The sequence below is a fragment of the Aquiflexum sp. TKW24L genome (assembly GCF_023502205.1).
Classification (GTDB): Bacteria; Bacteroidota; Bacteroidia; order Cytophagales; family Cyclobacteriaceae; genus Cognataquiflexum.
The window spans coordinates 39,635-52,481 of the sequence record NZ_JAMFLG010000009.1 but is presented as its reverse complement, the minus strand read 5'-3'; the positions used below and the strand labels follow the sequence as shown (position 1 = coordinate 52,481).

The following is a 12,847-nucleotide window of genomic DNA, read 5'->3' as shown; positions in this document are numbered from 1 at the left end:
TTCTAGGCCTGGGTTGGTAAGGCAATTTTTATGGGAATTAAGTTACTGTTTTCAAGCCAATCTTCCTGCTAAAAGAAGCCTTAATTTTTGATCTCTATGTACTTTTTGATTCTGCGAGTGCAATATTTTCAATTCCTTTCAAAATTGCGTCAGGATTGAAAGAAATGCTGTCGATTCCCTCCTCCACCAGAAAACTGGCATATTCAGGAAAATCGCTAGGTGCCTGTCCACATAACCCGATTTTTACTTTGGCTTTTTTGGCTGACTGGATCACTGACGACAGCACCTTTTTTACTGCCTCATTGTTTTCATCAAAGATATCAGACACAATTTCTGAATCTCGGTCAATCCCTAGCGTCAGCTGGGTAAGGTCATTGGAGCCAATAGAAAATCCATCAAAAATCTCCGCAAATTCTTTGGCAAGGATGACATTACTGGGGATTTCAGCCATTACATATACTTCCAATCCGTTTTTGCCTCTTTCCAATCCAAATTCTTTCATGGTCTCCAAAACTTTTTTTCCTTCTTCCACAGTCCTGCAAAAAGGAATCATCAGCTTCACATTGGTGAAGCCCATCTCCTCTCTGATGACCCGCATCGCTTCGCATTCCAATCCAAATCCTTCTTTATAACGCTCATTGTAATACCTTGAGGCTCCGCGAAAACCAATCATAGGATTTTCTTCCTCCGGTTCGAATGTTCCTCCTCCAATCAGCTGCGCATATTCATTGGATTTGAAATCACTCATCCTGACAATGACATCTTTGGGATAAAAAGCAGCTGCTACCATTGCGACCGATTCAGAAAGTTTTTCAATAAAATATTTCTTTTTGTCGGGATATTGTTGCGTGATAGCAGAGATCGACTTTTTATCATTGCTTTCGGGTAGCTCCCCAAACTTGACCAATGCCATTGGATGGATCCTGATCTCATTGCTGATGATAAATTCCATTCTGAGCAATCCCACACCATTATTCGGATAAAAAGAAAAGCGGAAAGCTTTAGAAGGATCAGCCAATATAAACATTGGTTTGGTTTTGGTTGGCGGTACTTTTTGGAGGTCAATAACTTTTTCAGACCAATCCAATTTCCCATCATACACCATCCCTTCATCTCCCTCAATACAGGAAACGGTGATCATCTGACCATCCTTCAGTTTTTGTGTGGCATCTCCTGTGCCCACCACAGCATGGATTCCGAGTTCACGGGCCACGATTGAGGCATGGCTTGTTCGTCCTCCTTTGTTGGTCACAATGCAGATCGCTTTTCGGAGCATGGCATTCCAGTCAGGATTAGTAATATCAGCCACGATGACATCCCCCTCCTTCACCTTGCCTACATCCTTCACAGAATGGACGATGCAAACCTTTCCACTAGCAATCGACCTTCCTACAGCTTTTCCCTTTGTAATCGGGTCAGCCTTTGAAAGCAACTTGTATTCTTTGGTAGTGATTTTTTGATCTTGACCGTGGATCGTTTCAGGTCTTGCCTGCACTATAAATAACTCACCTGTCAAGCCATCTTTTGCCCACTCAATATCCATTGGAAGATGGTAATGCTTTTCAATTTGGAGACACCATTTTGCCAAGGCTTCAACTTCCATATCTGAAAGAGAAAAAATATGCTGTTCGAAAGGGCTCGTTTTTATGTTTATAATAGGGCTTTCCATTCCATCTGCATACACCATTCTGTTTTCCTTTTCCCCCAATTTCCTACTGAAGAGGCTTTTTATACCTTTTTCTATCGATGGTTTGAAGGCATAAAACTCATCTGGATTGACTGCACCCTGAACGACGTTTTCTCCCAATCCCCAGGCAGAGGTTATGTAGATCACATTTGCAAAACCAGATTCTGGGTCAATGGTAAAAGCCACTCCTGCGCTGCTGATATCCGATCTCACCATCCGCTGCACACCGGCAGAAAGCGCCACCTGCATATGGTCAAATCCATTGTCAATTCTATATTTTATTGCCCGGTCATTAAAAAGCGACACATAGCAATTGTGAATTGCCTTTAAAATATTTTCTTCACCCGCCACATTCAAAAAGCTGCTGTGCTGCCCTGCAAAACTTGCGGTCGGCAAATCCTCCGCAGTCGCGGAACTACGGACCGCAAAAGAAAGATTTTGACCGTGATTCAATATCTTATATGCTAATAATACATCTTGCTTTACTACTTCTGGAATTCTACCTGAAAGCATAAGTGCCCTACAAGCATCTCCTACTTCGGGTAAATTTTTCAAGGATTTGGTATCAAGCTTTTCGAGTTCTTTTTTCAAAGATTCAATCAGGTTGTTATCCTTTAGGAATAGCCTAAATGCTTCCGCAGTTGTCGCAAAACCATCTGGAATCTTCACACCAAGTGGACCCAATTCGTGGATCATCTCTCCCAAAGAAGCGTTTTTACCTCCTACAATCGCAATATCTTTGTTTCGGATATCTTTAAATGGAATGGCGTACTTCATGGATAAGTTGTTTTAGGGGTTTATTGATGAGGATAATTTACTGTGTATCTCCAAAAAAAAATATGACAGAAATCACTTAGGCTTCTGACTTTCATTTTTATTTTAAATGCCTGTTCTTTGCAATCTCAAATCATAGCTTAAAATGACCGAATCCAACGGCACACGCATCAATAAATACCTGAGTGAAGTGGGGTTTTGCTCCAGAAGGGAAGCTGACAAACTCATCGATGCGGGTAGGGTGACCATCAACGGAAAAGTTCCTGAAATGGGAACCAAGATTAACGCCGGTGATGAAATTAGGGTTGATGGAAAGTTGATTTCGGAACCCAAAGAAGACCATGTTTATATTGCTTTCAACAAACCTATCGGCATCGTCTGCACGACAGATATCAAAGCCGAGAAAAACAACATCATCGATTATATCAACCATCCAAAAAGGATTTTTCCGATAGGAAGGCTGGACAAAGAAAGTGAGGGACTTATCCTCCTGACGAGCGATGGTGATATTGTGAATAAAATCCTTCGCGCCAAAAACAACCATGAGAAGGAATATGTCGTGACGGTGGACAAACCGATCACCAAAACTTTTATCCATAAAATGGGAAATGGAATACCAATTTTGGACACCATTACCTACAAATGTGAGGTACGACAGGTGAGTGCTTACAAATTCAACATTGTCTTGACCCAAGGTCTCAACAGGCAAATCCGGAGAATGTGCGATTACCTTGGCTACAAAGTCACCAAACTCAAGCGCATCCGCATCATGAACATCATCCTTGATCAACAGATGGGTAAATGGCGTGACTTGACAAAAAAGGAAATGACAGATATAAACTTATTGGTGGCAGACTCCTCTAAGACTTTTCATGATTAATCAAGTAGGATCAAATGATCTTCCTAAATATCAATCCTTGGCATGATGTTAGAGTTAGGTTAGTTTGTGGGTGAAAGATCATCGACAACTAATTAAAACTAAACATCAATAAGCATGAAAAAACTAAACATAAAATCGGGTCTTTTTGCCCACTTCCTAGTGGTCATTTTCTTAATGAGCTGTTCGAGTATGAACAACGCTCAAAAAGGAGCAGTGATCGGCGCAGGAACAGGTGGTGCAGCAGGTGGGCTTTTTGGATCTAAGAAAGGCAATACCGCTGAAGGTGCCGTGATAGGAGCAGTCATTGGAGGAGCAGTTGGGGCAGGTGTAGGAATCTATATGGACAATCAGGCCGAAAAATTGGAACAGGAAATCAAAGATGCCGAAATTGAAAGAGTCGGTGAAGCCATCAAAGTCACTTTCGATTCAGGAATTCTATTTGGTTTTGATTCTTACTCCTTGACTCCAGCTTCTCAGGAAACAATCATGAAGTTTGCAGGTGTCCTGAATGAATATCCGGATACCAACATCACGATCAATGGACATACAGACAACCGCGGAACCCATGAATACAACCTTGGGCTATCTAAGCAAAGAGCAGAATCTGTGCATAATTATATCAAAATGCAAAATGTTAATTCCGACAGAATGGTTACAAATGGTTACTCTTATGATACACCTGTAGCGGACAATTCCACAGACGAAGGAAGGGCAAAAAACAGAAGGGTAGAAATTCTGATCACTGCAAATGAAGCCCTTATCGAAAAAGCTGAAAAAGGAGAAATCAAAAATTAAACATTTATACTTCTTAGTTTTTTCAATGAACAAAAAAATGCCCATAGTTTAAAAACCATGGGCATTTTTTTGATTCTACCTTAATCGGATAATCTCAGACTTCAGATCAAGGATCATTTGGGAGATATCATCCAAGCTTACAGGCTTGGTTTTATCTTTAGGATTGGGAAAATCCGTGCTGATAAATGCCTTTGCTTCCCAGATTTCCACCACATCTTCTGCTTTGACTTCATAAGGCTTGTAATGTTCATTGTCAGATACCAAAAATAATTTACCGTTTTCTTCCAGGTAATTGAACACCCTTTTGTAAACCACTCCTTCTGAAGAAGTCACAAGTACATAGGTTTTTCCGCTTTTAATCTCTTTTAGCTGCTCGACATAGGAGCCAATGATCACCGTTCCTGCCACCAAAGGAAGCATGCTATCCCCACTGAGTTCGAATGCCCGGTAAGTAGCACTTCTCGAAAGCGTAGGAATATGAAACTGCGGCAAGGATTCCATGTACTCCGGATCTGCAAATCCATTCAGGTATCCTGCTGAGGCTTTGTGACCCACCATGGTAATGTTCTCACGGTCGCTCTCGTCTGCTGCAATAGTCAGGATTTTTATCTCTTTGTTTTGGGATCCTTTCCTTCCAAACTGTTGGATGTCGTGATGGAGCAATTCATCAATACTCACCGAAAACAATTCCGAAATGATATCCAATGCCGAAAGCTTCGGTTCGGATCTGCCGTCTTCATAAGCTGAAATCATTGTGCGCTGCACACCAAGTTTTTCGGCGATGTCAGTCTGAGTCAATCCCTTTTCTGTCCTGAGAAATCTGAGGTTCTTAGCAAGTATCATATGATTTCGCTTAAGCTGAATACAGGTAAAAATTATTATCCTCTTTCTGTGGATGCATTACCGAGAAAGGATTGAGTCCTGAAGTTGCTATCCTTCTTCTTTCCAATCGCTCTTGAATTTCGGCTATAATCTCCCCTACCGGCTTGGGTTCATTGACCAAAAGGTACCCGTATTGAGGCTTCCTTTCATCTTCTATAAAAAACTTTACCTGACAATTTCCCGAAGGAAGTTCTTTTTGAGTCACACTTATTTTGTCGATAGCTTCCATGTCCTTAGCGTTTTAACAGGAGCTAATATAAAAATGTTATTTTAAATAACATATAAATGTTAATAAAATTAACCTTTATTAGACATATACTGTCACAATAATTGGAAGATTGGAAAGTTTTGGATGGAAAAATTGAAATGAAACCATCATTTTTTGGTTTAGATTTTTTTTTAACAATAATAGTCCATTCAAAATTTTCCTTTATCCAAATTTAAAACAAGAATTTATAATTAAATTTGAAAAAAGAGAGATATGATAGTAGAACAAAAAAATAATGAAATACTTGTTCGAATTTCTGCCGGGACAAATGCCTCTCAAATTCAGGCGATCCTAGATTATTTAAGGTTTGTAGAACTTACTTCAAAATCTGAAGCTTCAGAAAAAGATGTACAAAATCTGATAAAAGAATCAAAATCTGACCGTTGGGAAAAGATCAAAAAAGAGATCGGTTTTGATGATTAAACTTATTGTTGATTCGAATATAGTTTTTAGTGCAATACTTAATATAAATAGTAGAATAGCACAAATTTTATTAACAGGAAACGAACTTTATGAATTTTATGCCCCAAAATATTTAAGAAATGAAATTTAGGACCATAGGGAAAAAATTCAGAAGATCGGAAAAATGAGTGATACTGAATTTTGGGAAGGATATGAGATTGTTCTAAAAAACATTACAATTTTAGATCACTCAATCGTTCCCAGAGAAAAATATCATCAATCTTTTGAAATTTGCAAGAATATAGATCCTGCTGATACACCATTTGTAGCATTTTCTTTATTCTTAAATTGCAAGATCTGGACAGGAGATAAAATGCTTATAAAGGGTCTAAATAAAAAAAACTTCAAAGATTTCATTACGACAGAGGATTTATTTAAAGATTTTTTAAGTAAAAAATAAATTCAAATTTTGATCAACCTAAAAGAATCAAAAAAATTCAATTCCAAAAAGTAGCGTCTTTCTTAGATATAAAAGAAATGGCATAAAAAAGGCTTCCGTTACCAAAAGCCAATTTTCAAATTTTTCAATTTTCCAATCTTTAAATCCTAACGAAACCTCCCCTTCAACATTGCCAACTTCGCAGCCAAGTCACCTTCTACTTCCACTTTTTTCTTTTCTTCAGGTTTCTCTTTTGGGGTAAATGTCCCCTTGGCAGCAAAGGGATCGGACTTCATACTCAATGCTATCCGCTTCCTCGCAATATCCACTTCCATGACGGTGACCTGTACTTTTTGGTTGACGGAGACGACTGTGGCAGAATCGGTCACAAACTTATCTGCCAAATGACTCAAATGCACCAATCCATCCTGATGAACCCCGATATCTACAAAAGCGCCGAATTTGGTGATATTGGTGATGATCCCCGGAAGCTTCATGCCCACTTTCAGATCTTTCATTTCATTGACGCCTTCCTGAAAATTAAAAATCTCAAAACCCTCTCTTGGATCCCTGCCCGGCTTAGAAAGTTCGGACATGATATCCTGTAAAGTAGGTAAACCAACTGTCTCAGAAACGTAATTTTTCAAAATGATTTTGGACCTAAGTTCGTCTGAAGTCATCAGGTCAGCAACTTTCGCTCCGATATCTTTCGCCATTTTCTCCACCAACTCATAGCGCTCAGGATGGACAGCCGAAGCGTCCAATGGATTTTTGGCATTACGGATTCTCAGAAACCCAGCCGCCTGCTCAAACGCCTTGTCTCCCAATCTCGGTACTTTTCGGATATCTTTTCGGTTTTTGAAAGGACCATTTTCCTCCCTATAGCTTACAATATTCTGTGCCAATACTGGCCCTAGACCGGATACATATGTCAGTAATTGCTTGGAAGCAGTATTGACCTCCACTCCGACACCATTCACGCAACTCATCACCGTATCGTCCAACGAATTTTTCAAAGCTCCCTGATCCACATCATGTTGGTATTGGCCTACACCGATTGACTTTGGGTCAATCTTTACCAATTCAGCCAATGGATCCATCAGCCTGCGACCGATGGAAACCGCTCCACGTACAGTAAGGTCATGGTCGGGAAATTCCTCCCTAGCCACGTCGGATGCCGAATAAATAGAAGCGCCGCTTTCATTGACCATGGTGACGATGACGTTTTTTGGCAAACCCAATGATTTGACAAAGGCTTCTGTCTCACGGCTTGCTGTACCGTTGCCGATTGCGATGGCTTCCACATGGTGCTTTTCTACCAAATGTCTGATGGTTGCACCTGCCTCAGAAATTCTCTTTTGGGGCTCATTGGGATAAATCGCATCATAACTTAATAACTGACCCTGAGGACCCAAGCAGACGGTTTTACAACCTGTCCTGAATCCCGGATCAAGGGCCAAAACGGATTTTTCGCCCAAAGGAGCCGACAAGAGCAATTGCCTCAGGTTGTCAGTAAAAACCTTGATGGCCTCCTCGTCAGCTTTCTTTTTGGAAAAAAGCCTCACTTCTGTTTCCATAGAAGGTTTCAACAATCTCTTGTAGCAGTCTTTGACCGCCAATTTTACCTGTTCTACAGAGGAATTAGCCGCATTTTGGATGATCTCTTTTTCCATCAAGGCTACGGCTGAGATTTCATCAGGACAGGTATCCAACATCAGGAAAAGCTCTTTTTCTCCCCTTCTCATTGCCAAAACCCTGTGGGAAGGCGCAGATTTGACAGGCTCTGTCCACTCAAAATAATCCTTGTATTTGATCGCTTCTTCTTCCTTGCCGGGAATCACTTTGGCTACAAATTGCCCCTCTTTGATGAATAGGTCACGCATCTTCTTTCTCAGCTCCACATTTTCATTTACCCATTCGGCAATGATATCTCTCGCTCCCTGAAGTGCTTCCTCTATAGAATTCACTTCTTTTTCTGTGTCAATATATAAAGCCGCTTCTGACTCAAGGTCAAATGAAATTTGTTCAAAAATCTTGGACGCCAAAGGCTCCAATCCTTTCTCCCTAGCTAAGGTAGCTTTGGTTCTCCTTTTTGGTTTGTATGGCAGATACAAATCTTCCAAAAGAGACATCGTCTCTGCGGCAAGGATTTTTTTCTCCAGTTCTGGCGTCAGCTTCCCCTGCTCTTGGATGGATTTTAGGATTACTTCTTTCCTTTTTTCAAGGTCTCGCAATTGTTGGATTCTGTCTCGAATATTCGCCACCTGAACTTCATCAAGACTGCCGGTGACTTCTTTTCTATAGCGGGAAATAAAAGGAACGGTAGCTCCGTCATCCAACAAATCAACCGTGTCGTTTACCTGTTTGACTTTGATTCCGAGTTCCTCGGCAATTTTGTTAAAATGATTTGATGACATTGCGCTTTGGGATAGATAAGCTTGCAAAGTAGCAAGCTTTAAAAAATACTCCTATGCTTGTTGGAGAAATAAAATCCCTGTTCTTTCTAACTTTTTGATTCTTTGGGGAATGATTTTGATTGGGCAATAAAAAAACCTGCTTGTTCCAAAGCAGGTTTTTTTACTAGATTCTTAGCCGTTTATTGCTGCAAACGGAAAATAATACCTCCCGTAAAGCCAAACTGGACGATCGGTGAGAAAGTGGAAAGACCTACGGCAGTTCCTCCTCCCGGACTCCACCACAAACTTCCACCTGCGGCGAGAACAGGCATCATTAAGTTTGCCTGCAACCTGATACCGATTCTTTCCGTTGCAAAATATTTCATACCGCCTTGAAATCCCAAAGAAAACTTAGTGATATTTCTATATTCTCTATCAGGAAATGCCAAAGTTCCTGTTCCCATTTTAAAACCCGCAAAAAAGGTCATCGCATCAGAGGTGGGAAACAGTCTGTTTGCTCCAATCATCGCATAATGGACGTTTGTCCTTACATCAACTCTATTGGTTATTAGTGGCGAGGAAGCAGTAGCCCGTGTTGACATGTAATTGTACGAAAGCTCGATTTCCATATTTTTATTGAGGGAAAATCCAAGATTACCTCCCCAATTTTGACCATCTCCCAATCTCGCATTACCTGAAGTGATACGATAAGAGGCAGGAAAAGTGTAACCTGTAATTGGCGTAATTTCTACACCTTGTGCGTGAATCTCAAATATTGAAATTACTGTAAATAATGAAAGAAGTAATAGTTTTTTCATAGAGGAATAAAGTTTTGATAAAGACAATTGACAAATATTAACAATTTTTTTTAATCGCTATCCCTAGCAATCAAAATATTAGTTCTATTGTCAATCCTTGGCAAATACAATACAGGAAGTGTTGATTTGTGGAGAAAATAAACTTCACTTTTCCATCCTGAGTCTCACGGAAAACAAAAGTTTTATCAACAAAAACTTTATTACCGAAATGAATTTTGTGAAAAAGCGATTGGCAGTGCACACTGAAAAATATGTATCCATTGTCACTTTCCAAATGGCCAAAGATATTTAGGTTTGCTTTTATATATTTACAATGGATTTCCTTAATTATCAGTCAAATCAAAGTAAAATCATGTTGAAAAATAAAATTTTGTTTTCCTTGCTTGCAGTTCTGTTTTTGGGAATTGCATTCTTTTATTTTACCGAAAAAGGAAAACATATCAAAAGGCGCGTCAGGTTAGAGTTAGTGGGAATGAATGTGATAGGTCCAAAAAATGAACCCAAAACAGATACAGAAACCGAATTTGACTATGCAGGTACTTTCATGGATATGGAAGGCAACAGAGTCAGTCTTAATCAATTTAAAGGAAAAACCCTTTTTATCAATATTTGGGCTTCATGGTGTGGTCCGTGCCGAATAGAAATGCCCTATATCCATAGCCTCTACGGCAAATTAAAGGACACAACAGACATTGCGTTTTTGATGATTGCTACTGACGAGGATTTTAACAAGAGCAAAAATTTCATTCAGGATAAAGGCTATACCTTTCCGATTTACCATGCCGATGAAGGATTAAATTCCTCACTTTTCACCAAAGCAATCCCAACTACTGTAGTGGTAAGTCCTGAAGGAAAAGTTATCTATTACCTCAATGGAACAAATAATTTTGACACAGATCAGTTCAGAGATCTTCTTACCTCAGGATCCCAAACAGCCCGGTAAATAATAATCTTTGTGGCATCAATCATTTGAAGAGTTGCGTTGTCTTAAATGTTTGATATTCAATTATATGAATTAAAACAGTTGAATTGATTTCAATATCCAATTAAGCAAAATTTAGTCTCTTTGTCTTTACAAATTTTTCAAATTCAAACCTGATTAATGCTGTAAGCGGATTATCAGTCCGGCATTTAAACTGATCGGAACGATCGGAGACCATCCGCTTATATTAGTTCCTGTATTTGGATTCCACCATATACTTCCCCCTTCGCTTACAATAGGAAGCAAAAGGGTGCCCTGAAGTCTAAACCCAATCCGTTCAGAAACATAGTAGCGCATTCCTCCCTGAAACCCAAGGGAAAATCTTGTCCGGTCCACATTGGGGCTGTCCTCGAAAAGCAAGGATGCTGCTCCGATTTTCAGACCGCCAAATAATGTCACTTTTTCTGATGCAGGAAAAAGCATGTTTACCCCTCCCATCAAAAAATGAAGGTTGGCTTTGGTGACCTCGTCTTCCACCAAATAAACAGAACTCGCTCGGGCATCTGTCCCAAAATAATTATAGGAGATTTCAAATTCTAAAAATTCATTGGGAGTGTATCCTATCGAAAGCCCCCAGTTTGCACCTCCTTCCAATTTTCCGGTGCCTCCTGTGATGTCAAATTGAGAGGAGAAAGTGTAGCCGGTGGTGGGTGTAATTTCAAAAGTCTGCGCAGTGACAAATCCTCCGGAAAGCAAAGCTAAAATTATCAGGCAAATTGAAAATCCATTTTTCATAATCCTTAGAATTTATATACCCCAATGAATAGCTATCGATGCTTACAACATTATAAATTTAACTTTTTGTCGAATTTTTTAATGCTTAAGGCACTTCTTTTTTACTTTTAAATCCAAGCATACAAATTCCTGAAAGAGAAACCAGTATGTATTATCACAGAGTAAGCTGGTTGATCTTTGTAATTTTGCGTGGTGATGGAGAAAAATAATACAAAAATGATTGATTGGAAAAAGGAGTTGAAAAGTTGGGGATTGATTCTATCAGTTTTCGCATTTCTATATTTTACAGGGTTGATTACACCAATCATGGGGGGACTGCAGTCGCTGCTTTTGGCCACCGGTATCAAAAAACCAAAAATCACTTTGGTCAATAAGGAAACCCAGACCTTTGACTACGCCGGAAGGTTTATCGATATGGAAGGGAATCCCGTCAACTTGGAAGATTACCGAGGCAAGACTGTATTTATCAACCTTTGGGCTACTTGGTGTCCTCCGTGCAGGGCTGAAATGCCACATATTGAGGATATGTATGCTAAAGTCAAGGACACCGAAAACCTGGAATTCCTGATGATTGCTCTTGACAAGGAAATGGAAAAAAGCAAGTCATTCATTGATGACAAAGGTTTTACTTTCCCGGTCGTCCATGCAAGCTATGGGCTCAACAATTCCCTCCAAAGCGAATCTATCCCGACCACTTTGGTAGTCAATCCAAAAGGAGAAATCATTTTTTACCAGGAAGGGATGAGCAACTTCGATACGGAAGAATTCAGGGATTTCTTAACAGGAAAAAATTAATCCTTTGGTGTGCAAACACTTAAAAAATCAAAAGACGAGGTGAAAAACTAAATAAGCAATTTATTCGTAGACAGGGTATTGTTCACTTAAAATAATCCTCTATGAAGAAATTGTCAATTTTGTTCCTTTTCGTAATCGCGGTTATCGCTCAAGTCTCCGCGCAGGAATCAACAGAAAAATCTGTTTTTGATTATTCAGAAACCAAACATGAGTTTTCCTTAGACCTTGCTCCGATCATTCTTGGGCAATATCCGAGTAACCTACTCTATAGAAATCATTATGTCAGTAAAAATGGCAAAAATGTGGCCTTGAGACTTGGTGCTAATCTCAATGCCAATTTCAGTTCCAACCAAAATGATGATGGAAACCAAAATGACTTGAACAGAAACAATCAGGGGATCAATGTCTACGTTGGAAAAGAATGGCAAAAAACATTTCATCCAAGAATAATAGGCTATTATGGAGTGGATTTTGGGGCTGGATTTGGACGGAATGAAATCAGGAATACATACCAAAGCACCAATACGATCAATAGCACTTCCTTCAATTTAAACTCAATAGGGTTTCTTGGATTGAGGTACCATTTTTCAAAACATTTCTCCGTTTCAGCTGAGACTTCAGCTTCTTTGAATTTCAATACAGGAACAAACAGAATCGAAAGGCCTGACGTTCCTACCATCAATGAAAACTTCAATAGTGTTGGCTTGTCAATGGCCCCACTCAGAGCCGTCCGCTTTTCCTTCCACTTCTGATAACTTTCCAGAATCACATCACATTTTTTTATAACAAAGACTTCTTGTGGATCAGGGTTAAATTCAGGATTTTGAATCCAAACCCCAAGGCACATGAAGTCTTTGCCATTTCTGATTTTTTCAATTTTGGTTTCCGATTGATTTTCCGATAATTGATTTAGACAAGACCTTAAAAAATTGGCTTCTTGAGATAGAAAAAATACCGACCAAAAAAGGAGAAAAGTTTGAATTGAAATATTGAT

At 39.5% G+C, this 12,847-nt stretch carries 14 protein-coding genes; 8 read left to right on the top strand and 6 right to left on the bottom strand.

The genetic code is table 11. From position 1 onward, the window contains the following. Positions 1-94: 94 nt before the first annotated feature. Positions 95-2,464, bottom strand: a complete 2,370-nt coding sequence (gene ppsA, locus M3O96_RS08145; protein ID WP_249719843.1) for a phosphoenolpyruvate synthase — start codon at positions 2,462-2,464, stop codon at positions 95-97. 142 nt (positions 2,465-2,606) lie between these two features. On the opposite strand from ppsA, the gene rluF reads away from it, so the two are divergent. After that, positions 2,607-3,341 carry a 23S rRNA pseudouridine(2604) synthase RluF gene (gene rluF / locus M3O96_RS08140; protein WP_249719842.1) on the top strand — a complete coding sequence of 245 codons (735 nt, stop codon included), beginning with the start codon at positions 2,607-2,609 and terminating at the stop codon, positions 3,339-3,341. Between the two features lie 114 nt (positions 3,342-3,455). Next, positions 3,456-4,136 carry a YiaD family glycine zipper/OmpA-like lipoprotein gene (locus M3O96_RS08135; protein WP_249719841.1) on the top strand — a complete coding sequence of 227 codons (681 nt, stop codon included), beginning with the start codon at positions 3,456-3,458 and terminating at the stop codon, positions 4,134-4,136. Positions 4,137-4,211: 75 nt separating this feature from the next. On the opposite strand, the gene M3O96_RS08130 is transcribed toward M3O96_RS08135, so the two are convergent. Beyond that, on the bottom strand, positions 4,212-4,979 hold the full coding sequence (locus M3O96_RS08130; protein WP_249719840.1) for an XRE family transcriptional regulator: 768 nt from the start codon (positions 4,977-4,979) through the stop codon (positions 4,212-4,214). A 10-nt stretch (positions 4,980-4,989) separates the two neighbouring features. Then, positions 4,990-5,247, bottom strand: a complete 258-nt coding sequence (locus M3O96_RS08125) for a hypothetical protein (protein ID WP_249719839.1) — start codon at positions 5,245-5,247, stop codon at positions 4,990-4,992. A 252-nt stretch (positions 5,248-5,499) separates the two neighbouring features. Here M3O96_RS08125 and M3O96_RS08120 point away from each other — a divergent pair, with 252 nt between their 5' ends. Both M3O96_RS08120 and M3O96_RS08115 read left to right on the top strand, forming a co-directional pair. Next, positions 5,500-5,709 carry a hypothetical protein gene (locus M3O96_RS08120; RefSeq protein ID WP_249719838.1) on the top strand — a complete coding sequence of 70 codons (210 nt, stop codon included), beginning with the start codon at positions 5,500-5,502 and terminating at the stop codon, positions 5,707-5,709. Positions 5,710-5,854: 145 nt separating this feature from the next. Continuing rightward, positions 5,855-6,148: a PIN domain-containing protein gene (locus M3O96_RS08115; protein ID WP_349630840.1), complete on the top strand. Its 294-nt coding sequence runs from the start codon at positions 5,855-5,857 to the stop codon at positions 6,146-6,148. A 146-nt stretch (positions 6,149-6,294) separates the two neighbouring features. Here M3O96_RS08115 and M3O96_RS08110 read toward each other — a convergent pair whose 3' ends face one another. Together M3O96_RS08110 and M3O96_RS08105 are read right to left on the bottom strand one after the other, a co-directional pair. Continuing rightward, positions 6,295-8,544 (bottom strand): Tex family protein, encoded by a 2,250-nt coding sequence (locus M3O96_RS08110; RefSeq protein ID WP_249719836.1) that lies wholly within the window; start codon positions 8,542-8,544, stop codon positions 6,295-6,297. Between the two features lie 179 nt (positions 8,545-8,723). Next, a complete protein-coding gene (locus tag M3O96_RS08105) occupies positions 8,724-9,341 on the bottom strand; it encodes an outer membrane beta-barrel protein (RefSeq protein WP_249719835.1) in 618 nt (205 codons plus the stop codon). A 97-nt stretch (positions 9,342-9,438) separates the two neighbouring features. Here M3O96_RS08105 and M3O96_RS08100 point away from each other — a divergent pair, with 97 nt between their 5' ends. Beyond that, positions 9,439-9,633 carry a hypothetical protein gene (locus M3O96_RS08100; RefSeq protein ID WP_249719834.1) on the top strand — a complete coding sequence of 65 codons (195 nt, stop codon included), beginning with the start codon at positions 9,439-9,441 and terminating at the stop codon, positions 9,631-9,633. A 60-nt stretch (positions 9,634-9,693) separates the two neighbouring features. Next, entirely contained in the window at positions 9,694-10,284 is a 591-nt protein-coding gene (locus M3O96_RS08095) for a TlpA family protein disulfide reductase (protein ID WP_249719833.1), read from the top strand. A gap of 156 nt (positions 10,285-10,440) precedes the next feature. Here M3O96_RS08095 and M3O96_RS08090 read toward each other — a convergent pair whose 3' ends face one another. Continuing rightward, on the bottom strand, positions 10,441-11,058 hold the full coding sequence (locus tag M3O96_RS08090) for an outer membrane beta-barrel protein (RefSeq protein ID WP_249719832.1): 618 nt from the start codon (positions 11,056-11,058) through the stop codon (positions 10,441-10,443). A gap of 216 nt (positions 11,059-11,274) precedes the next feature. Here M3O96_RS08090 and M3O96_RS08085 point away from each other — a divergent pair, with 216 nt between their 5' ends. Together M3O96_RS08085 and M3O96_RS08080 are read left to right on the top strand one after the other, a co-directional pair. Beyond that, complete coding sequence (locus M3O96_RS08085; RefSeq protein ID WP_249719831.1) at positions 11,275-11,853, top strand: TlpA family protein disulfide reductase; 579 nt, start codon at positions 11,275-11,277, stop codon at positions 11,851-11,853. Between the two features lie 101 nt (positions 11,854-11,954). Continuing rightward, a complete protein-coding gene (locus tag M3O96_RS08080; protein WP_249719830.1) occupies positions 11,955-12,605 on the top strand; it encodes a putative outer membrane beta-barrel protein in 651 nt (216 codons plus the stop codon). Positions 12,606-12,847: the final 242 nt, after the last annotated feature.